At 55.3% G+C, this 25,412-nt stretch carries 16 protein-coding genes; 5 read left to right on the top strand and 11 right to left on the bottom strand.

Annotated features, from left to right (window positions below; translation table 11 throughout):
• Window positions 1–194: 194 nt before the first annotated feature.
• Both AC23NW_RS17385 and AC23NW_RS17380 read right to left on the bottom strand, forming a co-directional pair.
• Window positions 195–2,042 carry an alkaline phosphatase gene (locus AC23NW_RS17385; protein ID WP_487450894.1) on the bottom strand — a complete coding sequence of 616 codons (1,848 nt, stop codon included), beginning with the start codon at window positions 2,040–2,042 and terminating at the stop codon, window positions 195–197.
• Window positions 2,023–3,045 carry a purple acid phosphatase family protein gene (locus tag AC23NW_RS17380; RefSeq protein ID WP_487450893.1) on the bottom strand — a complete coding sequence of 341 codons (1,023 nt, stop codon included), beginning with the start codon at window positions 3,043–3,045 and terminating at the stop codon, window positions 2,023–2,025. Before AC23NW_RS17380 ends, AC23NW_RS17385 begins: the two co-directional genes overlap by 20 nt.
• A 288-nt stretch (window positions 3,046–3,333) precedes the next feature.
• Between AC23NW_RS17380 and AC23NW_RS17375 the strand changes: the two genes are divergently transcribed.
• Together AC23NW_RS17375 and AC23NW_RS17370 are read left to right on the top strand one after the other, a co-directional pair.
• The gene (locus AC23NW_RS17375) at window positions 3,334–3,468 is read left to right on the top strand and encodes a hypothetical protein (protein ID WP_487450892.1); all 135 of its coding nucleotides are present in this window, start codon (window positions 3,334–3,336) and stop codon (window positions 3,466–3,468) included.
• Between the two features lie 183 nt (window positions 3,469–3,651).
• Complete coding sequence (locus AC23NW_RS17370; RefSeq protein ID WP_487450980.1) at window positions 3,652–4,440, top strand: GntR family transcriptional regulator; 789 nt, start codon at window positions 3,652–3,654, stop codon at window positions 4,438–4,440.
• On the opposite strand, the gene AC23NW_RS17365 is transcribed toward AC23NW_RS17370, so the two are convergent.
• The 8 genes from AC23NW_RS17365 to AC23NW_RS17330 form a co-directional block, all read right to left on the bottom strand.
• A complete protein-coding gene (locus AC23NW_RS17365) occupies window positions 4,430–5,140 on the bottom strand; it encodes an SGNH/GDSL hydrolase family protein (RefSeq protein WP_487450891.1) in 711 nt (236 codons plus the stop codon). The two genes, AC23NW_RS17370 and AC23NW_RS17365, sit on opposite strands and share 11 nt — an antisense overlap.
• A 5-nt stretch (window positions 5,141–5,145) precedes the next feature.
• Complete coding sequence (locus AC23NW_RS17360; RefSeq protein ID WP_487450890.1) at window positions 5,146–7,962, bottom strand: glycosyl hydrolase; 2,817 nt, start codon at window positions 7,960–7,962, stop codon at window positions 5,146–5,148.
• Between the two features lie 8 nt (window positions 7,963–7,970).
• A complete protein-coding gene (locus tag AC23NW_RS17355; protein ID WP_487450889.1) occupies window positions 7,971–10,739 on the bottom strand; it encodes a glycosyl hydrolase in 2,769 nt (922 codons plus the stop codon).
• A gap of 45 nt (window positions 10,740–10,784) precedes the next feature.
• On the bottom strand, window positions 10,785–13,313 hold the full coding sequence (locus tag AC23NW_RS17350; RefSeq protein ID WP_487450888.1) for a hypothetical protein: 2,529 nt from the start codon (window positions 13,311–13,313) through the stop codon (window positions 10,785–10,787).
• 38 nt (window positions 13,314–13,351) lie between these two features.
• Window positions 13,352–14,788 carry a RagB/SusD family nutrient uptake outer membrane protein gene (locus tag AC23NW_RS17345; protein ID WP_487450887.1) on the bottom strand — a complete coding sequence of 479 codons (1,437 nt, stop codon included), beginning with the start codon at window positions 14,786–14,788 and terminating at the stop codon, window positions 13,352–13,354.
• A gap of 27 nt (window positions 14,789–14,815) precedes the next feature.
• Window positions 14,816–18,010: a SusC/RagA family TonB-linked outer membrane protein gene (locus AC23NW_RS17340; protein ID WP_487450886.1), complete on the bottom strand. Its 3,195-nt coding sequence runs from the start codon at window positions 18,008–18,010 to the stop codon at window positions 14,816–14,818.
• Window positions 18,011–18,045: 35 nt separating this feature from the next.
• Complete coding sequence (locus AC23NW_RS17335) at window positions 18,046–19,539, bottom strand: L-fucose/L-arabinose isomerase family protein (RefSeq protein WP_487450885.1); 1,494 nt, start codon at window positions 19,537–19,539, stop codon at window positions 18,046–18,048.
• A gap of 100 nt (window positions 19,540–19,639) precedes the next feature.
• Entirely contained in the window at window positions 19,640–20,890 is a 1,251-nt protein-coding gene (locus AC23NW_RS17330) for an MFS transporter (RefSeq protein ID WP_487450884.1), read from the bottom strand.
• A 182-nt stretch (window positions 20,891–21,072) separates the two neighbouring features.
• Between AC23NW_RS17330 and AC23NW_RS17325 the strand changes: the two genes are divergently transcribed.
• Window positions 21,073–21,195: a hypothetical protein gene (locus AC23NW_RS17325; RefSeq protein ID WP_487450883.1), complete on the top strand. Its 123-nt coding sequence runs from the start codon at window positions 21,073–21,075 to the stop codon at window positions 21,193–21,195.
• A 14-nt stretch (window positions 21,196–21,209) separates the two neighbouring features.
• Here AC23NW_RS17325 and AC23NW_RS17320 read toward each other — a convergent pair whose 3' ends face one another.
• Window positions 21,210–22,400 (bottom strand): PQQ-dependent sugar dehydrogenase, encoded by a 1,191-nt coding sequence (locus AC23NW_RS17320; protein WP_487450979.1) that lies wholly within the window; start codon window positions 22,398–22,400, stop codon window positions 21,210–21,212.
• A gap of 312 nt (window positions 22,401–22,712) precedes the next feature.
• On the opposite strand from AC23NW_RS17320, the gene AC23NW_RS17315 reads away from it, so the two are divergent.
• Window positions 22,713–23,675 carry a DUF4886 domain-containing protein gene (locus AC23NW_RS17315; protein WP_487450882.1) on the top strand — a complete coding sequence of 321 codons (963 nt, stop codon included), beginning with the start codon at window positions 22,713–22,715 and terminating at the stop codon, window positions 23,673–23,675.
• A 121-nt stretch (window positions 23,676–23,796) separates the two neighbouring features.
• Window positions 23,797–25,401, top strand: coding sequence for a hypothetical protein (locus AC23NW_RS17310; protein WP_487450881.1), 1,605 nt, complete (start codon window positions 23,797–23,799; stop codon window positions 25,399–25,401).
• Window positions 25,402–25,412 lie beyond the last annotated feature (11 nt).

Raw genomic sequence — 25,412 nt, 5'->3', positions numbered from 1 at the left:
CAGCTTTATAATTGAAAAACCACATAGACACATAGGGCACATAAGATTAAAAAATCTTTGTTTTTCTATGTGGCTATGTGGTAAATCGTTAATTACACATTCTACCAGGTACACTAAACATCAAAGTTGCACAGGCAAAATTATGCTTAGTGTGCTTACCTGGTGCCCCTTCATGCCTTCCCGCCTTCGTGGTTTTACTTTTTGTACCGCTTCAGAATCGACATGATTTTGTGGTGAATGGCGGTGTTCTCGTACATGCCCCGGAAATCGAGGGAATGCGGACCGTAGGCAAACACCGGCACCATGACACCCGTATGGTCGTTGGTACTGAAATGCCCGTCGACATACCCGCGTTTCAGATCCCCGTCGAGCAGGGTTAGCCCGCCGGTTTCGTGGTCGGCCGTGACAATGACGAGGGTTTCACCGTTTTCGTCGGCAAAGCGCATCGCTTCACCGATGGCGCGGTCGAAATCCACCATCTCGCGGGCCACATAGCCGAGGTCTTTGGCATGCCCGCCATAATCAATCTGGGCCCCTTCAGCCATGATAAAAAAGCCTTCTTTCCGCCCTTTCAGCTCGACGATGAGTTTGTTCAACCCGTCCGGCAGAAAGCTGGTCCGGCCCTGATGCACCGCCCCGACTGCCTGATCGTCGAGCAGCACAAAGGGAGCCTTCATCGTCTCCAGCTCGCTGAAGGCTGTCCCGATCTGATACTGCCGCTGCCGGAGGGTATCCAGCACGCGGCGGTCGTTAAAAAACCGGTAACCGCCCCCGATCAGGATGTCGACCGGCGAACGCAGAAAATCCGTGGCAATCTCATGTTCAAACGCGCGGTCAGGCTGATGAGCATAGAATGCAGCCGGGGTGGCATCCGTCACACTTCCGACCGTAATAATCCCCGACGGCATGCCCCACTGCCGGATCAGGGCCGGAATGGCGGGTAAGGCCGCTCCCGTTGAATCCACGCCGATGTAGCGGTTGTTGGTTTTTGTGCCGGTGGCCATCGCCGTACCGCCCGCCGCCGAATCGGTGATGTAGGTGTCAGCCGCACTCGTTTTCGAGAACCCGATGTTAAGAAACTGGCCGAGGTTGAGCGCCCCGCGGTTAGCCGTCAGACCGGCATAAATCTGCGCCAGTCCCATACCGTCGCCGATCAGCAGAATCACATTTTTGACCCGGCTGCGCTCATCGTTGTTGCGGTAGGTTGGCTGATAAGGCGTGTGAAAACGGGTATTCTGAAACTCTGCCGTCGGGCGGCTGTTGAGGAAGCTGGCCAGCTCGGCGATGTGATCGGTATTGATAAAATCGACGCCAAGGTTAATCAGCGCCTTCCACGTATTTACATTGTCGGGGGTGGCCCAGAGCCGGACTTTTTTGCCCTGCGCATGTACCTTCCGGATCATGGCCAGCAGCTTCGCCCGCTCTTTTTTCACAATCAACCCTTTACCGTTCCAGCCGCTGTAGGTCAGAAACGACTGGCTGATCAGACCGACGTGGGTTAGCTGTTCATCAGTGTAGGTAATGTCGGGGCGACCGTCGAATTTCAGCCACGAGGGGTACAAGGAAAACTGCTCCGGTTTGGGCATATTGCCGCTTACGACTACCCGTACCGGCCCATTGTCGCCGAAGACCGCCGGATAAGCCGCCAGTTGTTTTACCAGAAACGGCAGTGTCTGGTCAGCGGGTGTTTTCAGGTCGATCAGCAATTGCAGGGGCTGTTTATTTTCGTAGACAACGCCTTTCAGATCGGTCACCTGCTGCACCAGCGGTTGAATATACAGCGCGTCAAGCGTCCGGTTGCCGGCAATGGCCGACGGATCGTGGGCCACATAGAGCGTACCGTTTACGGCATGAACATCGGCCTCAATCGAACCGAAAGACTGGTGATACGCCTGCCAGAACGGGATTTTTTGTTCGTAATCGTTGTGCGAGTGAGCCTGAGCGGTTGTGTAGCGCATGGGCGTTTGGGCATGGACAGATACAGACAGCAGCAACAGGCCCAGCCAAATCCGGATGCCACGGTTATTTTTTCGGTACGTCATTTTTGGGAATTACGCGCGAGAACAGGACCTGACCCAGGTAGTCGATGATCTGTACCAGAAACTGGTTTTCGGTGATCGAAAAGGCCATGAACCCGTTAGTGCCATTGTAAAAAATACGCTCCGGCGTCTGGTGCGGATTGTTATCCGTTTCGGAGCCGGCCCCCGACAGAAAATGGTGCGTCGGGCCCACCGGTTTGTTATACTGTAAGTCGTGATCGTGGCCGCAGAGATAGATATCGACCCCGAATTCATCCAGAATCGGCTTAATTGCCTGCCGGACCGGTCCCGTAACGGCCACCCGTTTACCGGCTGAATACAGCGGATGGTGGCCTACCACGATTTTCCAGCGGATCGACGGGTCAGGGTCGGCCAGAACTTCCCGCAGCCAGCGCAGCTGGGCGGTAGTATCCTGCTGGCTCAGGGCCGGAGCAAGGTCTTCGTTTTTGTAATAGGCCGGTTCGAAGCCGTTGGTGTCGATAAACACAAACAGCGCCTTACTTTTGCCAACCCGTTTTTTCAGCGAATAATAGCGGGCCGGCATCCGCCACCGGCGGCTGATTTTCGAGTACTCAATCTGAGCGTCCACATTGCCGCCGTAGTCGTGGTTGCCTAACACCGGATACCAGTTCCGCTGGAGGTGTGCGTAGGTGTAGACCGATTCAAAACTGCCCCGCCACAGCGGATCCTGCACACTGGCAACGCCGTCGGGGTAAATATTATCGCCGGTTGAAATCACAAAGTTGCCTTCCATGCCGGCCATGGTTTTAGCCATCTGGAGGGCAACCGCCTTCTGGTTATATTCCCCCTGACGGCCCCAGTCACCTACTACAACAAAGTTGAGGGCATTTTCAAGGACTCGCAGATTAGCTATACGGCCCAGGGTATAGCCCGCCCGTTCCTGCTTTTCATAGGTATTTTTAGCAGGAATCTGGGCAATGGCCAGCTGTGCCGATAAAAGACCGCCCAGAACAAAGGCGGTCCACATGCGCGGGTTAATCATCATGAGCGTAAAAACATACAAATGTAACAGATGCCTGTCGGGCTGATTTTACCCGTAAGATTACGAATTCATTATCATTCCTGCCAGGCAGCGTAAAGTATACCTAACAACTCATTTCGCAACAATTTGACAAGATTCCGGTAATGCTCCGGTAACACTAATGTCCGTCTTTTGCAGCTGCATAGTCAGCTATCGTTCCTGAACCTTTTTCCTTTCGCCCATCCTCCCATTTAGTGCTGCACTTGTCCGGCTGACCCGTTTTTCATTGCATTTGATCTTAGATACTTACTTATGAAAAGCAAAACCCAGGCGGATTACGGAACCGCGAAGGTGTCGAACTTCGGCCGGAAGGATTATTACTACCCGATTCCGTTTGATGAGTACAAGCTGAACCCGACAAAGATGTACCAGAACGAAAGGTATTAACACCTTCATTTGTCTGGCGCAAACGGCCTGCCTTTTCTGTGAGGGCAGGCCGTTTTCTGTAACAGCATGTCAGGAGCCGGATAATTCGTCAGTCGGAGTATATTTAACTTAGTGCGTAAAGTGTATCTTTACAGCCTTTACCACAGCGACGGTGCTAACCATACCTCGCCCGCATGAACCTTGATGAAAGAAAATCTGCTACTAACTACGGGTGATCACCAGAAAGCCAAGTTCATTGCCATCAGTGAACTCATTATCGAACGCATTAAAACAGGAGAACTGCAACCGGGCGATCAGATTCCATCAGAAAATGAACTGATCAAAACCTACAGCGTAAGCAATACGACGGCACGGAAAGCGTTACTGGAAATTGAGTCGAAAGGCTGGGCACGGCGTGTAAAAGGCAAAGGCACCTACGTACTGAACCGCACCGAAGATCATCATCTGCTCCGGACTCTGGGGTCAATTTATGCCACGCGGCGCGGTTTCCACGACAGCCTGATTGCCGAAGGGTTTACCCCCAAAAACATTGTGCTGGAGAAAACAATCCTGCCCGACGGCATCTCCTCGGAGATCAACGGCCGTCATTTTATCATTGAGGGGCCCGTCATGAAACTGCATCAGCTCCGGTATGCCGACGAGATCCTGATCAAGGATGAGGTCAAGTACGTTTCGCTGCAAATGTGCCCGAAAATAAACCGGATCCCGACCGAAGTGTCGTATTTTAAGGTCTACGAAAATGTGTATCACCTGCATATCAGCGAAGTACAGCAGACACTGAGCGTCCGGATTCTGGAGCCAAACACCACCAATTTTGATCTGTCGAAACCAACGGCCGTTTTTGTCCTCGACAGTGCCGTGGTCTGTACCAATGATAAAATTGTGGAAATCGAGCAATCGTACTATCATGGCGACAAATACAAGTTCGCCGTTATTGCCAATCCGGAGAAGCAGGTCCGCCCTACGGTGTAAACCACTTCATGATCTCCGCCGCGATAACCTCGTGACCAGCTTTGTTGGGATGGTTAACGTGCGACATATAGTTTTTCTGCTTACCGGCTTTCGTCAGTTGCTGAAAGACCGGATACGGGTCGGCCAGGCCGGTATGGTACTGACCGGCCAGTTCCCGGATCTGCCGCACATACGGTTCCAGCGGATTGGCCGGATCCGTTATATCGATACGCTGATCAGGCGAAGGCGTCAGTAAAATCACCGGAATCTGCCGCGCCTGTGCTGCCTGAATCATCGTTTCCCACGCTTCCCTTACTTTACCGATATCCGAAAACCGGTCATTCAGGGCGTAGTCGATCAACAGCACGTCCGCTTTGTGGGGCAATACGTCTGTGTCCAGGCGCGTCTGCCCTTTGATGCTGTTTTCGCCGCCGATAGCGGTGACAATCACGTTAATAACGGCGTACGGATATTGTTTTTTCAGCCGTTCGAGTACCAGATTCGGGTACGATTCAAGGGTATGTACCTCATGATCATGCCAAAAACCGGCCGGTACCGAATGCCCGTGAAACACCAGGTTGATCGTCCGGTTTTTGGGCCAGACGGCATTCAGTTCTTTCTTAACACCGGCCAGATACAGGCCGGTATCCGCCGGCTGGGCATATACGGCAGGAATCAGTAAATTCAGCCAGACAACAAGCCTGAACGCAGTGCGTAGCATGGGTATCAATCAGTTTTTATGGTTTGAATCGTCACCGGCCCGAGCAACCCGGAGGGCCGGAGGGGAACCTGTTTCCAGGGCGTTCCCTTATAGCCAATGAGTGTGTTGGTGTTCGTATAGTGCGCTCCGGTGATTGCATCGCCTGTCAGCCGGTTCGACCACGTATTCGCAACGTCGATGGTCAGTGTATTTTCACCTTCACGAATCCATTCCGTAATGTCAAGCCGGTGAGGCTCGGCCCACGAAATACCGGCGTGGTGCCCGTTGATCCGGACATCGGCAACTTCAGCCACCTTTCCCAGATCCAGGTACACACGCTCCTGCGGGGCCGGTAACCGGCCTGCATAGTGAATGCGTTTCTGATACCGGCCGATCCCCGAAAAGTACCTCACCCCCTCCTGCTCCGAATCAGCCCATGAGCTTAGCTCCGGCAGCGTTACCTGTTCCGGAGCGCCCCCGCCTGCCGGAAACTGCACCTGCCAGCTCCCTGATACGGGAAGTGTACGGACCGTTGTTTTTACTGTTGTGCCGCCTTTGCCCGACAGCGTAACCGTGCCAGGCTCCCTGAACCGGATACCCGCCGGTGTGTAGTCGATTACCGGCAAAACCGCTCCTTTGGCCAGTATACCGGTATAGTGCGGTCCTGCCTTCCCTGGTTTGAACACGATAAAATACGCGCCATACGGTGGCAGCGACAACGGAAGCTGCGTCCGGCCTCCCTGCTGATCATACACCGGTACCGGAACCACACTACCGTCCACCGGATTCCAGCGTTCCGGCGCTTTGCCCGACTGGCGGAAAGAAAACTGCGTGGTCACCCACTGCGGCGAGCTGTTCCGGACGAGGTAAACGTCCGTTTGCTGTTGCCGGTAATGCACATAGTCAAACCACGGTGCTGAGGCCGCCGGCACATCCACGTCCGGGCCAACCGACGCCTTTCGCAGCAACGCAACCGGCGTTTCAGTCCCGAACGGTCCGCCGCTGATGACCGCTCCCTGCTTCGCCAGCTGATGCAGTTTAGCCAGTACTGCCGCCGGTAACTGCCCGTCCGGACGGAGTGCCAGCACCCGGAAACGGGTACCGTCCGGTAAGGCAAGCTGTCCGTCCGCAACCGTTAGTTTATGCAGCAGCACATCGGTGTTTATGATCTCGTAATCATAGCCCCGGCCAACGATAAACCGTGTATTTTTAGGCGGCACAAAGTTCGGCACCTGATCACCGTAGTAATACAGTACATCGGCCACAAACTGCGTTTCCTGCAACACGTATGACACGCAGGCGAGGTAGTCCGTAAACGGTTTTACCATCGGCCACCACGTTTGCTTATCGTTGAAATGCGTACCTGCACTATAAACGATTCCCGGTACTCCCGTACCTTCCGGATTGTGGCTGAATCCGTGAATCACTACGCGGTTCATGCCCTCGCAAAACGCCCGGTCAGCAATGGGTTTCAGATCGGCGAGCCCCTCCTGCCAGTGGTGAAAGCTCGTAAACGACTCTTCCTCCACCATTTTCCGGCCGTAAATATGGGCTGCGGCGGCAATTTCCTTGACCAGCCACATGATGTCTACACTATCGGGAGCGAGGTAGGTATACCGGCTCCAGAACTCACCGCGGGGCACATCAAGGGCTCCCAGCGCCTTCAGCGTCTCGACCGGCACGTTATGCAGCGGTGGCCCCGGCCCGCCTGCCTCCGACGCAATCAGCAGGCCATACCGGTGGCAGATTTCGCCCGCCTTCCGGTAATGATTCCGGATCATCAACTCCGACAGCGTCCGGTTATACCCCTGCTGAAACCTATCCGTCAGGCTCCCGGGCAGCAGGGTTTTATCAAAGAGGGCGGGTAAAAATTTCTCAATCGGGTATCCGTTGATCTCGTTAAAGGCGGCGGGCAGGTCCGGCGTCCAGACAAAGCCGGTGGCTTCGTAGCTGGCCAGATAGAGTGTTTTCAGAGCAGTTTTCGACAAATCACCGAGCCGCGGGATCAGCTTCTGTATAAACCAGGTGAAGTGGGCGCGGGTAGCCGTCGAATCAAAATGATCAATAATCGGCCCTTTCGAGTTGGCGCTCGGAAGCTTCAGCTGCTCGCCTGAGTTAGCACACACATACCGGTGCACCTCCCACTGCCCGGGCGGCGGGATCCATGTTAACAGCTCCGTTTGCGCATCGAACCGGTCCGTCAGTACCAGAATCCGGCTGGTGTCCAGGCTGGTATTCCGGGTATCCGGCGGAATCGCTACTACGGCGATCTCACGGTGCCAGACCGGTTTGCCGTCGGCGCCGTATGCAATCACCCGTGGCTTGCCTTTTTCATCCAGCCGGCTGATTTCCGGGAACGGCAGCCTGACCGTTTGCGGGCGACCACCGTCTACCCGCGTTTTCGATACGTAAACCGACTTGGCAGCATGCTCCGGCCTGACCCAGCTCCCACCGGCATTCCAGCTGCTGGCCACGTTAAGCCCCACTTCCAGATCCAGACGGGTGGCTTCCCTGACGGCAGTTGTAATGGCATCCAGCGAAGCATCGCTCATAAACGCCGGCCCGGCTTTTACCATGTTGTCCGGGTTATTGGCCGCCGGCACGCCGATTTCAAAAATATCAACGCCGCCGATCCCTGCCTGCTTCATCGACCGAAGTTCCTGTTTCAGCCGCACCGTATCGGCATTGCCGTTCAGCCACCACCAGTATACTTTAGGCCGTGCCTGCCGTGGCGGGTCAGTAAACCCTTTCCGCAACAGGCCATAGCTGTCCGGCTGAGCGCTTGCCAGGTACGAAAGCAGCAGGCAGCATATTCCGGTAAATCCCGTTCTTGTCAGCATCATGTTTCAGATTAGCGGGTGGTCTGAATCGTCACCGGTCCCAGCAGGCCCGACTCAATGAGCGGCAGATCCTTCCAGGCAACCAGATTCTTATTTGCTTTAGTAATGTTCGTTTTCGTGTACGTTTCCCCCGTAATACCATCGCCGGTCAGCCGGTTAGACCAGGTATTGGCGACCTCAACCATCAGTACATTTTCGCCCGTTTTGAGGGCGTCCGTAATATCAACGCGGTAAGGGGGCGTCCAGACAATACCGCATGGCTTGCTGTTCAGCCAGACCTCACCAACCTTTGCCACACGCCCCAGATCGAGCCAGATGCGCTGCCCTTTTCTTAAGCTGGCTGCGGGCCGCCAGATAATCGTTTTCCGGTAGGTGGCTATGCCGGAAAAGTAGTTAACGCCCGGCTTGTCAGATGCGGTCCACGATACCAGTTCCGGCAGGGTAACAACCGCCGGCGCTCCCCTGTCTTTGGGGAACGACAGCTGCCACGGTCCCTCAACCGTTTGATGCACAATACTGTTCGGGCTGGCAACCATCCGGATATTGGCCTGACCGGTGACCGTGGCCGGTCTCTTACCGAACACAACAAAACAGGAACCAAAGGGCGGCAGCGTAACCGGTACCTGCGCCAATGTTCCCGCCTGCTTCCGGCCAGTTATTGCCGTAATCTCACCCGTAACCGGATCCCATATTTCAGCGGTCTCTGCCGTTTGCCGGAAAAAACACGGCTGCGTTACCCAGCCATTTGTGGTGTTCCGGATCAGGTAAAAATCCTGTCCGGCGTTCCGGTAATGAATGTGGTCTATCGGTGTATAGCGCTGATCGGCCTTTTGCCCGGCATAGCTGAAATCCGGTTGTACAGCCATGGTTTTCAACACATTCAGCACCGGCTCTCCTTGCGTCACCCTGCCACCGAGGGCCGTCAGGGCGGCGATCTTTTCCCGCACCGCCTTTGGTATCCGCCCTTCCTTACCCAGATCAAGGACATGGTAGCTCCCCACACCGGGCAGCACCCACTTGCCGTCTCTTACGGTCAGATCGCGGAGGAGCACCTCGGTATTGATTACCTCATAATCATAGCCCGGCCCGACAACATAGCGGGTGTTTTTGGGCGGCACCAGGTTAGGCACCCCGTCCCCGTAGTAGTGCAGCACATCAGCCACAAAATCCGTCTGTTGCAGGATATACGAAATGCGGCTCAGGTAGTCGTTGAAGGGTTTGCTTTTGGGCCACCAGCCGTTACGGTCGTTATAGTGCGTACCGGCGAAGTACGCGATGCCAGGGTATCCCATACCGGCCGGATTGTGCGTGAACCCGTGAATGACCAGCCGGTTCATGCCTTCGCAGAACGCCCGGTCGGCCAGCGGTTTCAGGTCAGCAGGTCCCTCCTGCCAGTCCCAGTAGCTGGTAAATGATTCCTGCTCAACGATTCGGCGCTTATAGATGTGGGATGCGGCCGCAATCTCCTTGACCAGAAAAATCATATCGACCAGGCTATCCCTGTCGTTTTCAAGGAAAAACGTCCGGTTATACCAGTTTTCACCGCGCGGCACATCGAGCGCTCCCAGTGCTTTCAGCGTCTCCACCGGAATGTGGTGCAGGTGGCCAGGCCCGCCCGACTCGGAAATAATCTGCAAGCCATAGCGGTTACAGATTTCCTTTGATTTCCGGTAATGATTATGGATCATAAGCTCCGAAAACGCCTTGTCGATGTCGGCCTGAAAAGCGGCTGCCAGGGCTGGTTTATACCATTCCCGGTTAAAAACGGCGGGCAGAAATTTATAGAGATCGTAGCCGTGGAGCTTCCGGAAAGCGGCCGGCAGCGCGGGCGTCCAGGTAAACTCTTTGGCTTCGTAGCTGGCCAGGTACAGGTTTTTCAGCGGACTCTTTGCAAAATCACCGACCACCGGTTTCAGCCGGTCAATGAAATACATGAGGTGCATCCGTGTCGCTGATGAATCGAAATGGTCAATAATGGGCCCCACGGAATGCGGTGTCGGCCGGATGAGCTGTTCTCCTGAATTGGCGCAGATATACCGGTAGACCTCCCACTCGCCGGCGGGCGCCTGCCAGCTCAGGGCTCCGGTTTTCGGGTTAAAACGTGCCGACAGGTTAACCACCTGTGTGGTATCGAGCGTACCTTTTGCGCCGGCAGGCACGGCCACCACGGCAATTTCTGCGTACCAGGCTGGCCGCCCGTCGGGTCCGTACTGAATCGGGCGTTTATTGCCCTGCCGGTCGGGTGTAATGGCCGGAAACGGCAGGATCAGGGGCTGGTTTTCGCCGCCCCGCACGGTTGTTTTTGAGGCATAAATGGTTTTCGCCGCATGTTCGGGTTTTACCCACGTCCCGCCCGCATTCCAGCTGCTGGCCATATTCAGGCCTACTTCCAGCCCCAGTTTACCGGCTTCGCGGATGGCCATGCCAATCGTCCTGACCGACGCTTCGCTCATAAACGCGGGGCCTGCCGGAATGATCTGATTCTGGTCGCTGGCCGGGGGCAGTCCTATTTCAAAAATATCGACGCCGCCCAGACCAGCCTGCTTAATGGCGCGCAGCTCTTCCTTGAGCCGTACCGTATCGACGTAGCCGTTGAGCCACCACCAATAAACCTTAGGGCGGGCATGAACCGGCGGATTGCTGAATCCGGCCCGCAGGTCGGTGCTGGATGGCCGAGAGGAACGGACCGGGCGTTTCGGAATCTGGGTAAGGGAAACCGGTCGGGAGGCCAGTATAGCGCATACCAGTGCCAGGCCTGGCAGAAAGACAGGGAATTTCATCGTTTTTCAGTTTTTTCAGGGGATAGGCGCGTACAGGTCGCGCATCTACCAAAATGCCACGAGATCGCCGGTGACGTTTTCTACAACATAGTGATGTCCGTATTTCTTATCTCCGGTTTTAAAAGGCGTCTGCCCGTTTTTCCACGGATAAGCGGCATTGGTATAGACCCGTAGCCCCTGCTCCGACGTACCCTCATCGGGATAAATCCGGACCGTAGCGTTTTTCAGGCCTGTCAGCTTCACGCAGCGGGTCATGTGCTGTACGCCTGAGGTCATTTCCTGACACGATACCTGCCCGTCGGCCTGATCGACAAAAAAGCGGCTTTCCCGATGCCAGGCTTTCGGCAGGTTGTAGACTGAAAATCCGTTGTCGAGATCGGTTTCGTAGCCGGTCAGCAGCGGTGCGCCCTGCGGCAGCCGGAAGCGGTGGGTTACCGTTGTGTTGGGGCAGTAGCCCGAGAAGAAAAACCCGTTATTACCCCGCGCAATGGCCAGCACCGGATTTTTCACCGCCGGCCCTTTCTTATCTACCCGGTAGTCCAGCCCGAACTCGCGGAGCACGTAGCGCATCAGCAACGGCCCCGTAAACAGTTCGTCCGGATTGTCGGGAGTCAGCAGCTTACCGCCGGTAAACCGGCTGGAGTTGGTGCCCCGCACATAGGCAACTTTTCCGCCTTTCCAGGCGGGCAGTTCCCGCACCCAGACTACATCCCGGCTGGCACCCGCCTGCGTCATCCGCGTCAGCACGCGGGTAAACGTATCGGCCTTATCATTCACCAGTGTGGTGATGCCCCCGCCCGAAAACAGGGCCCTGTGTGTAATTTTATCCGGTGCCGGTTTAGCCAGCCGGTCGGCGGTCATCGTCGATGAGACCAGAAAATCGCCCTCCAGCGGCGCGGTATTCCGGCCGTTCAGCAGGTCCAGAAAGGCCTTGCCGGCATGATCGGCCGGCCCGTAGACCAGCAGTTTGCCGCCGTTCTGAACAAAGCTGATCAGGGCTTTTTCCTGCGCAGAATTCGCCTCCGGCACAATGCTGACCAGTACCGACTCACCGAAATACGCCGGTTTGGCGGCCAGCACACGCTGAAAGGAACCGGTCGAAATCACCGTATTGAGCGGGAAACCGTTGTTGATTGCCTGCCGGATCAGCCAGTCGCCGTAATAAATTTCGGGCAGCCGGCCGGGCTGTTTGTAGGCCCAGGTATGGTACTCCTCAAAGGGATACACCCAGACCAGCGGCCCCGGCGCGGTGGGCGAGTCGTAACGGGCTCTCAGGATATGCGGGGTTACCTCATCGGGCACCTGCGCGGGCATATCGCCGTAGGTATTGTCGGCTGTCAGAAAGTTCAGGTGCGTGGGCAGCCTGACCTCCCCGGCGGCATTGATCCGGGCCACAGCCATAGGCAGGTAAATGTCGTGGGGTTCCTGTCCGTAGCGGTCGAGCCACGGGCTGTTGACCCACCACGGATCATGGGTATAGTACCGGAACAGATACCGCTCGTCGGGCAGCTCGGCCATGCGTGACATGTACCCGGCCATTTCGAGCCCGAAGTCGCCGTCGAGGGCGGCCCAGGGCGAATTCGGCGGGGGCAGCATGTTGTATTTTCCGCTGTAAATCTGCTTCAGGTCAACACCGTCGCGGGCCAGATCGGCACCCGTCGACAGGTTAGTCCCCCGCGTCTGAATCTGGAAATCCGGACATTCCTTGCGGAACCGGTTCCAGAAATCCGCAATCAGACCACGGGTATCAGCCAGTTTTTCGCTGGCAAACGCCTGTCCGTTGAAAATGGCGCCGGTCGATGACCAGCCCTCCACGCCAAACCCGAATCCGTTGCTGAGCCAGATGTAATCATACCCCAGATCGGTCAGAAAATGCTGGCTCTGGCGGCCCAGAAACGTACCGAAGGGCGTATTTGCCGGAATTCCGGACGGGAAACCGGCATACGGCTCTGTATCAGCGTTCAGCGTGGCATAACAGCTCACCATCGTTTTGTGGCCCATCGCATTACCGCCCAGAATTTCAGGGTGCTTGCTGTATTTAAAGGCCGACTTCGCAAATTCCGGCCCCGGATCAAACGTTGCCCCGATCCGGATGGGTTTACCCGTCACGCGGCCCCCGGCCTCTTTCAGCGATTGAATGATGCCTTTCAGGTCCCCGTACGTGAACGACGGCGGGTTGTCCATATACAGGTACGCCCGTTCATGCAGCGACAGTTCTTTCGGCCCTGACCCGACAGCATGGTCCGTATTCGGGTTACCCATGTAGCGCGCCCATTCCAGCGGCTGGTTCATCCGGCCCGTATAGTCCAGAATCTCAGACCCGTCGCCGGTCCAGAGCATGACCGATACCGTATCGGCATGCCGCAACAGGGCCGACCACTGGGTAAACAGTTCCGTGGAGACCTGCCGGATATACGCCTTGTCGTTTTTCTTAAACGGCTTCAGCGACAGTTCCAGCGTAATGTTGTTAAACGGCTTCCCGCGCAGCGCCGGGTTTTCCGGTTCCTGCGTTTTGAGGCCCGATGTAAAGCCGAAAAGAAGGATGCTCAGTAAGGCTGACAGTTGAATACGCATACAGTCGAAAGGCTGGGTTAGCAACGGTTTACCCCCGGTTAATAGCCGGGATTCTGTTTCACCATGGTTGGGTTCAGATCGACCTCATTCTGCGGAATCGGGTAGATCAGCTCAAACTCATCCAGTTTAAAGGAAAGCTTCAGGCCCGCGTAGTGTGCGTTCATCACCGTCTGTGCCCGTCCCGTCCGGACCAGATCAAACCAGCGCTGCCCTTCGTACAGGAACTCAACACGGCGCTCGTTTTCAATGGCCAGCCGGACATCCGCCTGCGTCTGCACCGTGAGGTTACCCAGTCTGGCCCGTGTCCGGACCTGATTGATGTACGGCACCGCTTCGGCAGGTTTGCCCTGTTCATTCAGTGCTTCGGCATACATCAGCAGCACGTCTGCATACCGCAGTGCCGTAAAGGTGATACTGCCGTCTGAGAGATCAATGGCTTTAAAATCAACGAATTTCAGTCCATACCGGCTGTATGATTTTTTGCCGCCGATCAGACTTACCGAATCATTGACCGAAACGGCCTTACGGACATCACCGGCTTCGTAGGCATTCAGCAGGTTGAGTGTCGGCGTGATCCGGCCCGAGCCCTGAAGGTTGTTTGGAAAAATCGCCATACTCGTAATTGCCGGGGTAAACAGCGCCGAATAGTTGTTGCCCAGACTCCGGCCCGAAACAAACTGCACTTCGAAAACGGATTCGGCCAGGTTGTTATTCCCGTTCGTAAACAGCGTCTGATAATTGGCTGCCAGCGAGTAGGTTTTCGCGTCGATTACCTCCTTCAGTTTGGTTGCGGCCAGATCATAGCTTTTCTGCGTCAGATAGACTTTGCCGAGCAGGGCTTTGGCCGACATCCGTGACGCCCGTGTCTTGTCGGTATTACCGCCGGCGGGCAGCAACGTTTCGGCATCGGTGAGGTCTTTGATCAGAAAGGCATATACCTCCGTGGCCGGTTTCAGCGACAGATCAGCAGCCGATACCTGTGCCGGACTACTGAACGTCTGCGTAATGACCGGAACATTCCCGTAGAGACGTACCAGATAGAAATAAGCATAGGCCCGCATAAATTTTGCTTCGCCTTTAATCCGGTCTTTGGCGGTCTGATCAAAACTGACCCCGTCGATCCGGTTCAGGATCGCGTTGCTGCGCGAGATGGTGTACAGGCAGCTGTTCCAGACCGCCTGCACAAACGCATTCGTCGACGTCACCGCGTTCTGGTCCATCTGCATCTCATCCGTTGACGGTGACGACCACTGAATCTCGGCATTGTCAGTCGCGAGTTCGGTCATATACAGCACGTTGCTGCTGAACAGTCCCCGGAAGGTGCCGTACACCCCGGTCAAGGCCGTTTCAAAATCGTTCTGGCTTTTGTAAAAGGTTTGTTCACTGATCTGGTATTCAGGAGCAAGGGCGAGGAAGTCTTTGCAGGACACCAGCGCACCGGCCATCATCAGGATAAGGAATAGTTTCTTTTTCATGACAGTAGTCTGTTATCTATCAATGATTTACAGCGAAACACGAAGGCCAATGGTATAGGTACGCGGGTTCGGATAGGCAAAAAAGTCGATGCCGCTCCGCGCCACATTGTCGCCGGTTGTACTACCCTCGGGATCATAGCCCGGGTATTTTGTGAAGGTGTACAGGTTGGTCACGTCGGCATACAGCGACAGGGCCTGCAGCCGGAGTTTTTTCGTCAGCGTATTCGGGAAGGCATAGTTCAGGTTCACATTCCGGATCCGGACATACGAACCGTCGAACAGGTATTTGGTTGTCCCAGCGCTGAAGCCAAAGGCATAATCGTTCCGGATGGCCCGCGAATACTGCCCCGCCCCCGGATTGTCGGCCGACCGCCAGCGATCTGCCATCACGGCCAGCTGGTTCTGTACTCCGGCTCCGTTCAGGGACACCTCACCGCCCTGGAAGTAAATCTCATTGCCCTGCGAGCCGTTTACGCTGATGTTGAGCGTCAGGTTTTTGTAGGAAAACCGGTTACCGAAACCCCAGGTAAAGTCGGGCCACGGATTACCGACAATCGTCCGGTCGGCCGCCGTGATGGTGCCGTCGCCGTTAGCATCCTGGTACCGGTAATCGCCGGGCTGCACGCGCGGGTGTTGTTTCGGACTGGCATCCACCTCCTGCTGCGTCTGGAAAACGCCCAGAATATTCAGCAGCCGGAAGCTGGAAATCGGATAGCCAACCTGTGCCACCTGATAGTCTGAGGTCTGAATCCGTGCGTTTGCCGAGTTCAGCGCCAGCACCTTGTTCCGGTTCCAGCTGATGTTAAAATCGGTATTCCACTGAAAGGCTCCCTTGTTAATCGTCTGCGCATTGACCGTCAGTTCAAGCCCCTTGTTTTCAATTTCGCCGATGTTCTGTACCGACGATCCGAAGCCCGACGCGGCGGGCAGAATCACGTTCAGGAGCAGGTTTTTCTTGTGCGACCGGTAGGCATCAACCACAAACGAGAGCCGGTTATTGAACAGGGCAAGGTCCAGACCAAGGTTGGTTTGTAGTGACTGCTCCCATGTCAGCAGATCGTTGGATAAACTCGACGGCGCCACCCCCGATATAACCTGTCCGCCCTGCACATTCCGCAGAATGCTCAGCAGCCCCTGACTGGCATAATTCGGTATCAGGTTGTTGCCCGCAATCCCGTAACTGGCCCGCAGTTTCAGGTCATTGATTGCCGGCACAGATTTCATAAAGCCTTCATCCGATACGCGGTATGCAAACGAGAACGACGGGAAAGTGCCCCAGCGATTCTGTTTCCCGAACCGTGAACTACCATCGGCGCGCACCGTTGCCGTAAAGAGATACTTACCGGCGAGCGTGTAGTTTACCCGCGCCAGCCATGACATCATCGACCATTCACTTTTGTAATCGGTCCCCGACGTAACGGCCCCTGCGGCAAGGTAGTGAACATCATCCGTCGGAAAATCGGTGGCACCCGCCTGTAATACCTGATCGGTATTTTTCTGGATGGTATAGCCGGCGAGGACGTCAAGGTCGTGCAGGCTGCCGAATTTATGGCGGTAGTTCAGCGTATTTTCGTTCAGCCAGTTCAGGCTTTTGATTTCCGTCACCCCGGCGGTCGCCGCACCGGTCCGGCTGGTGGCCAGCCCTACCTTCGACGATTTCCAGAGGCGGGTAACGTTGTTGGAATAGTTAACCCCGATTGATGTTTTGAAGACAAACCCCGGTGCAATCTCGTACTGTAAATAATTGTTGGTAAAGACGTTGGTATTGTTCCGCTTATCCGAGAATTCGGCAGCAATTAACACGGGATTTTCTACCGGAATCCCGGTCGGGCTCGAAAATTCGGAATACGGCGTGCCGTCGGCATTATACACCGGAATCGTCGGATCGCTGGCCAGTGCCGCCGAGATCAGGCCACGGTGTTGCAGGTGTCCTTCTGCCCGGGCAAAATCGCCGTATGAGTGGGCACCGGAGAAGGAGGCACCAAGCTTCAGTTTGTCGGTCAGGTGGGCATCAATGTTTGTCCGCAGCGTAAACTTCTTAAAATCAGAACCGATAATGATTCCCTTCTGGTCGAAGAAACCGCCCGACACGTAGTAGCCCACGTCGCGGCTGGTACCGCTCGCCGACAGCTGATAGTTCTGAACAATCCCCTGCCGGAAAATAACGTCCTGCCAGTCGGTCCCCTTTCCGGCAAACTGGCCGGGGTTCCGGAATTCCGGTTTTACCTGGGTAGCCGTGCTACGTACACTGTTCGGGTCACCGGCTTTTCCGCCGGCAAACACCCAGGCATTGTCCCGCCCTTCGGCTACGTATTCTGCGTAGTCGCGGGCCGACAGCAAGTCCAGTTTTTTCGCCAGCTGCTGAATTCCGGTCGAGTGCTCAAAACTGATCTGCGGCTTACCCGACTTACCACGTTTGGTCGTGATAATGACCACCCCGTTTGCACCCCGTGACCCGTAAATTGCCGTTGCCGAAGCATCCTTCAACACCTGAATCGACTCAATATCCGACGGATTGATGGTCGTCAGCGGATTCACCCGGTTTGTCCCGCTGCTACTGGCAATGTTGCTGGCTGAATAGGAGTTAGCGGCAAACGTACTCAGGTCCGAACCGCCACCGCCCGTACCGATGGCGTAGCCGTCGACCACGTACAGTGGCGAGTTACCACCGGTGATGGAGCTGATACCGCGGATCACGACATTGACGTTGCCGCCCGGCGCCCCCGACGTCTGGGTAATCTGCACGCCGGCCACTTTCCCCTGCATCATCTGATCGACACTCGTCGCCGACGGTACCGGTACCAGATCCTTGTTGGTCAGGTTCACAAGGGAGCCTGTCAGGTCTTTCTTGCGCTGGGTACCATACCCGACCACCACCACATCCTGCAACTGCTGCTGATCGGTTTTCAGGCTGATATTGATCGTTGTCCGGCCATTGATGGTCACCTCCTGCGGCGCGTACCCGATAAAGCTTACGACCAGGGTACCGGTCGGTGAAGCATTCAGTTTAAACTGGCCACCGGCGTCTGAAGTCGTACCGTTGGAGGAGCCTTTTTCCGTGATGGTGGCACCTACCAGTACTTCACCATCCTCAGCGGCCGTGATTTTGCCGCTGATCTGTACCTTGTTTGATTGGGCGCTTACCAGGTTAGCCACGGTCAGCACGCTCAGCATGCTGCCAATGACCAGGAGGCGCAGGCGATAAACTAGATAATGGTTCATTGGTTTTAAGGATTCAGGAATGATGTAACGTTTGATTAACCATTGACAATCACCGACTCAATGTTCAGGTAATCAGCAATTTTCCGGATGGTGGCCGCATGGTGCCCGACTCCGAGCGCAAAATGGTGGGTTGGCCCTTCGCTGATCCAGCGTTTCAGAAACGTGCGGACATCAGGCTTGAAAAAGCCTCTGGTGTTGGTATTTCCGGTGGGTGGAATCGGTCCGGCAATCGACTCGCCTTCCGCGATAATGAACTTCATTCTGCCGTCGAAGGTGGAGTTAATGCTCAGCATCGTAATCGGCCCCTCCTTGATTTTGAACTCGACACCGGCGCCGAATCCGGGCTTGCCGTGGTACTTTTTCAGGCTCCGTAACACGGGCTGTCCCTCGGCAATGGCGATGTTGTGGGGCCCGTCGTGGCCGACCAGTACAAAACCTTCCTTAAAATCAACCGGATGGAATTCGGCAAAGCTTCCGCCGATGCCCAGCCGCTCCATGATCAGCATGGCAATACAGGTTTTCAGGTCCGACTCACCGCACATCGGGAAGCCTGCGCCCTGCAACAGGGAGTTCCCTACGATCAGGTTCGACATAACCACCCGCGTATCGCTGTTGTCGGGACCATCGTAGTAGTAGGCCAGTCCATCCAGTTTACGGGCCTTGATAAACCGCTCCAGTGCCACCGCTGCCCGCGCCGCCACGTAGAGATCAGTGTCGCGCAGTTTTTCGGAAATCGGGTCGGAAACCGGATCAGGCGTATCAAAGAAGGCCAGAATACGTTCTTTCAGGGCATCAATTTCGTCCTCGGTTGCCTGCAGGTACTGCGTAACGATTTCGTGGGCCTCGCACTGTACGATATGCGGCCCGAAATGAGCTGTGAGCATGGTTGAATCGGAGTGCATATCGAGCATGGCCTCAATCGGGTGGCCGATATGGCCGATACGGGCCGTTTTCAGGTCATGCAATACGGCGGCAATCCGGCAGTATTCTTCCAGTTCGGCATCGGCCTGCGGATCGTCATAAAGCGTCCCGATAATCATCTCCGGCACTTTTTTGCCCATCCGGACTGCCACACCGGTAAACTCCGGCAGCGAACAGATATCGTCGTTATAGAGCTGAAGGTACGTCGATGCATTGCTGTAGTCCATGGCCTTATCGGGCTGCAGGGCCACCAGCACAATCGGTATATTGACGCTCCGGATAATGATGCCGAAGGTGCTGGAGGTCGCATACGTAAGCATATCGCAGAAAATCAGGTCCAGATTCGCCGCATTCAGTTTCGGTACCATTTCGTATGCCTTCGTGGCGTCATCGACCAGGCCGAAATCAATCACATCGACAGCATCCAGCTTGTCCAGTTTGTCGATGAAAACGGCCTGCTTCCGGAGCATGTCGTCCAGCAAGCCGTCGAACTGTCCCCAGTATTTCACATAGCCAACGCCGAACACCCCGATGCGCGGACGTGTTTTTTTCCGGGGACTAATGCCGGTCTGCCCGACCAGTAAGCCATTTAACAGTTGATTTTCCATACGATCGGTTTGTGTATGCCATAATTCAAGTTAGTGCACTAAGTAAAACTGCCGCCAAAAGAAGGCAGACCGCTTCTGTCTGCCCGTTACCGGCAGGAAATCAGGTCCGCTCCGATAAAACGGGGGTTTCTTCCGGTGCTGAATGACCGGTTATAATACCCTGAATCCGTGGAATCAACCAGAGTAAGAGGATGAACGCCAGGGGATACAGCAGGCCGGAGGCCACCCACAGCGGGCGGTAGCTGTAGTGTTGAATCACCACCCCCATGAATGGATTCAGCAGTAGCCCCGACAGGGCGCCGGCCGTTCCCGATAAGCCGACAACTGTCGACGTAGCACCCTGGCCGAACATATCCGAAATGGCGGTAATGTAGTTCGTGATCCAGAAACCGTGCGCAAACATGAACACGGCCATCAGCGCCACTGCCATATTGACCGACGAAGTCCATTCAATCAGCGGGGCCGCCAGGGTCAGGGCAGCGGCCACGCCCATTACCGTTTTCCGGGCTTTATTCACCGAAAACCCCCTGGCGATCAGTTGTCCGGATAGCCAGCCGCCCAGTATATTGGCGACGCCGAGGGCCAGAAACGGTATCCAGAACAGGCTACCGATTTTCTCAAACGACACGTTCCGGACGGCGCTCAGGTATTTCGGGATCCAGAACATCATGAAGTAAAAAACCGGATCGAGCAGGAAACGGATCAGGATAAAAACCCACGTAACGCGCATGCCAAGCAAGGTCAGGAGCGGTACGGTAGCCTTCTTCGTCTGTGTTTCTGGCCGCTGCTGCTCTTTGCCCCATGGGATCAGGAGCCAGGCAACTACCCAGGCAATACCGGTCAGTCCCGGAATCAGAAACCCGCCCCGCCAGCCATAGTGAGCCGATAACCAGATGGTTAATGGCGGGGCAACAACCGCACCGATCGCCGATCCGCCAATGGCGATACCATTGGCCAGCGCCCGTTCTTTCTTATCAAACCAGCGGTATACTGTCCAGGCGGCTCCGGGAAAGCAACCGCCTTCGCCCATACCCAGAAAAAAACGGAATGTCAGCAGCTGGCTAAAGGAGGTCATAACGGCGTGCAGGCTGTTGGCAACCGACCAGAGCCCTACGGAAACAGCCAGCCCCGTTTTACCGCCCACACGGTCAATCAGCCACCCGCCGACGGTAAACATTACGGCATAACTGATGAGAAAGCTGGTGTTGATCCATCCGTACTCAACATCCGTAATCTTAAACTCGTCCTGAATTTTGATAATGGCAATCGACAAAACCTGCCGGTCGAGAAAACTCAGACCGGTTGCGATGAAAAGTAAGAAAACGATGAGCCAGCGTATGTTGTTGCGCATAGAACTTAACGCACTAAGTTAGACGACACAAAGATAGAAGTACAGAAATCACAAAAGCAACTGTTATTAGACAATTTTCTTTTTTAATTGAATTTTGTCCTGCTTTCGTTAGCCGGTACAATATTTAGGCAACGCATGTGTAGAAACGATAGCATACCATCCAATCCTCAAACACATTCTCCATGAAAACGTTTATCACCCACGCTTGCACCATTGGTGTCCTGATTTACTTATGCATTCCTGCGGTAAACGTTTCCGGTAAAACAAGAGGCACCATCCGGTATGCCGGACGGTGCCTCTCCTAACGTAAATTCTTCTGTTATTTACGACCGACCCGGTACAGCCGTCCCTGATCGGTTATCGCGTACAGGTACCCGTCATTTCCCTGTGTGATGTCACGGAAGCGCTGTTGTTCACCGGCCAGCAACCGTTCTTCACCCACTACTTTATTCTCGCTGTTGATCACCAGCCGGACAATGTGCATCCCGCTCAGACCGCCCAGAAACAGGTTGTTTTTCCATTCCGGCATAGAATCGCCGGTGTAAAAGGTCATACCGCTCGGCGATACCACAGGGTCCCAATAGTAGACCGGCTGCTCCATACCGCTCTGCTGCTGAATACCGGCCCCAATGGTTTGTCCGCTGTATTCGAGGCCGTAGGTGATCGTGGGCCAGCCGTAGTTTTTACCGGCCTGAATCCGGTTAACCTCATCGCCGCCCAACGGACCGAATTCAGCCTCCCACAGTTCGCCCGTTACCGGATGAAACGCCAGCCCCTGCACATTGCGGTGACCGTATGAATAGATTTCCGGCAAGGCCCCCGACTGGCTGCCCAGCGGATTTCCGGCCGCCGCCTGCCCGTCTTTGGTAATCCGGATAACTTTTCCCAGCGCCGAATTCAGCGACTGCGCCTGCGGACGGGTCACCAGATCGGAGCGTTCGCCGGTGCTGATGATCAGGTTTCCGCCATTATCAATCAGAATCCGGCCGCCGTAATGCAGCGTTCCGCTGTAGGCTGGCAGTGCCCGGTAAATGACCGTAGCATTCTGTATTGTCTTTTCATCGGCCGACAACATGCCTTTGGCCACGGCCGTTGCGTTACCATTCGCGCTGTTTTCGGAGAAGACCCAGTAAACCATCCGGTTGGTAGCAAACGCCGGATCGACCCGCACACCCAGCAAACCACCCTGACCGGATGCATTTACGGCCGGCAATCCCGTGATGGGTTCGCTTACCTGCCCGCTGGTGGTGACGATCCGCATCGTTCCGCCTTTCTGCGTAATCAGCAACCGGCCGTCCGGCAGCGACGTAATACCCCACGGGCTCTGAAGGACTTCGGTCAATACACGGCCTTCATAACCGGTCGTAGTCTGAATACCCGCGATACGGGTCTGCCCGGTAAAAGCAGGGGCATAGGTTGTATTCGCCGGTTTGGTTTCTACCGGTGCCAGCGTACCGTCAGGCGTCGCGTTATCCTGATCTACATCTGGATCGCATGCACCGAGCAGCATCATACCAGCAATAAAAACCGGCCATTTACAAGGGATTGAGTGGATTACCTTTTTCATGTCTTACTTTCTGTTTTCTATTTAGCCATCACTGAACTGACACCTGCGATCAGTCTACTTAATGCATATAACTAAATCCCATACCATTTGTCTTATTTTCCGTTGCAAAAGGGATAATACCCCGTCACTAAAAGGCAATAATTACGGCAGTTGCCAATAGATTATCGGGCTGATGTGCTTATTAGTCTGAGCGGTTCCCGGACATAGGCCGGGCCGCTTTTATTACCCGTATACAACCTGCATACGCAACCTGCAATGACACACAACCGCGCTTACCGGCCTTATTACGCCTTTTTGTTCCTGTTTTTCCTGCTGATCTTTCAGGCCACCGCGCAATCTGATAACCAGCAGCATAAGCCGTTGCGGCTATTCATGATCGGCAACAGCTTCTCACAAAATGCCTCGAAGTTTCTGCCGCAGCTCAGCAAGGAAGGCGGCCATGCGCTGATCATCGGTCGGGCCGAAATCGGCGGCAGTTCCCTGCAACGGCACTGGGAGCACGCCGAAGCCGCCGAAAAAGATCCGAATGATCCGAAGGGCAAGCCTTATTCGGGTAAGTCGCTGAAAGAATTATTATCGGCCGGTACGTGGGATGTGGTTACGATCCAGCAAGCCTCTATCCTGTCCGGCGACGTCAGCACTTACGAGCCATACGCCCGAAAATTGTACGACTATGTAAAGCAACTGCAACCGCAGGCACAGGTTGTCTTGCACCAGACATGGGCCTACCGCACAGATTCAAAGGATTTCAGCCGGATTTCGCCGGCCGATTCGGCGAAAAACGACCGCCGGATGTGGGAGGCGTCGAGGGCAGCTTACCACGCAACGGCCGACGCCCTGCACATTCCCGTAATTCCTAACGGGGATGCCTTCCGGCAAATCAGTTCAAGCCGGAAATGGGGATACCGTACCGACCGGACTTTCGATGCCCGTCAGGCGAAGGCACCCGCCCTCCCCGATCAGACGCATTCGCTCCATGTCGGCTACCGCTGGGACAAAGACAAGCTGGCTTTTGATTCGCACCATGCCAACGATGCCGGTTGTTTTCTCGGTGGCCTGGTCTGGTACAGTTTTCTGTTCAATGAATCACCGGAAAAGCTGACCTTCCGCCCCGAAACTGTTGATGCCGCCTTTGCGGAACAGCTGCGGAAAACGGCGTGGCGAACCATGCTGAAGGCACGCAGAAAAGACCGCTATCGGTTGATCACGGCCCGGTAATACTTTCCTTTTTCTCATCATACCTTTATCCGATTGTGGCGCGTACTTTTTTAGGGCTGTTTTACACGGTTAATCCGGACTCATCGCCTGTTGATGAGCCGTTCGTGTAAGACTACTCCAGATGATGAAGTACACCTACAAATTATTGCTCTTATTGCTGCTTGGACATGCAACTGCATACGGTCAATTTATGGGCATTGGCGGGGCCACCAACCCCCAATATCCACTCGATGTAAACGGTCGTATCCGTATCCGGCATCAGAGCGCCAACGGGGCAGGCATCTGGTTTAATAAACCGGATAACACACTTGGGTCCTTTATCGGGCAAACCAGTGCCGGTAATTTCGGCATCGCCAACAACGCCACCGGCAACTGGAGCTTTGTGTTTGATCATACAAACACCCGGTTCGGCATCGGCACCGACGCACCGGGGAACCCGCTCACCATCAAGTACTCCGGCAATGGGTTTGCGCAGGTCAGCGAGAACGGCGCCGTGAGTATTGGTACCTACGTAAGCAATACTTCGGCTTATCTCCAGACGAATACCAACCATCCGCTGCGGTTCGCCACCAACAATGCCAATGCGCAGCTGACGCTGGCGACCAACGGGTTTGTGGGTATCGGTAACCTGGCACCTGGTTTCCCGCTGTCGTTTACCAATACCGTGGGCGACAAGATTTCGCTCTGGAGCACCAACCCGGCATCGGCCGTTGCGCCGCATTACGGCCTGGGCGTTCAAAGCTCCCGGTTCCAGCTTTTTGCCCCGACGGCCAGTGACAACATCGTATTCGGCACCGGTAGCTCCGGCGATTTTACGGAAAACGTCCGGTTTACCGGCGACGGGAAAGTAGGTATCGGCACCGTATCACCGGTATTAGGCGGCCTGGTTGTCGATAAAAAGATAGGGGCTGTCAATGCCGTTTTCGGGTCGAATACCAGCGGCGTTGCCATCGAAACCAATTACCCTGGTGTAGCGTTCAACAGCTACTACAATAACGGCCGCAAAGCCATCGTCGCCGGTTACGGCGGACTGATCGGGCAGGATCCGGCTTCCGGACGAGTGTACATTTCCAGCAGCGCTGCCAGCATTGCCACGGCCAACGGCGACATGCCGTTAGTAGACCGGGTTACTATTCTGCCGAACGGTAACGTCGGCATCGGCCTCATCAATCCTCAGGCAAAACTGGATGTAGCGGGCAGCGTACGGCTGGCCACCGGCGATCAGGGTGCGGGTAAAGTCCTGACGTCAGATGCTGAGGGAGACGCCAGCTGGCAAAAGGCCGGCTACGGAGCGGTGGAGCTGTTCAGCGGTAATGTGGATGTCGGCAACATCGTCGGGTTTATCCAGTCGGGTGATCAGATTGTACTGCCGGAAGTGCAGGACGATGACGGCCGGTATGCTGACGGCAACTATATCGTTGGTAAAGCAGGGTATTACAGCATCAGCGGCAACCTGACGGCCAGCTTCAGCAGCGGCAGCAACCCCACATCGTATTCCTACCGGTATGCTGTCAGCGTGCTGGTGAATGGCGGTTCGCGCCGTATCGGTACGTATGGCTTTTCTTCGTACAGTTCCAGCGGAAATGACACCCAACGTTTTCCATCGTCTTTAAATACAGTCATTTACTGCGAAGCGGGCGACGTGATCACCTTCCGGTTAAGAACCCAGGGCGGAACCGGAACCTGGGGATTATCGAGTGCTCAGATTACGTTTATCAAGCTGTAGGCGTCCAGGGA

Source organism: Arsenicibacter sp. R0_47 (assembly GCF_057652235.1).
The sequence above is the reverse complement of the archived record's forward strand: the minus strand, read 5'-3'. Positions and strand labels throughout refer to the sequence as shown.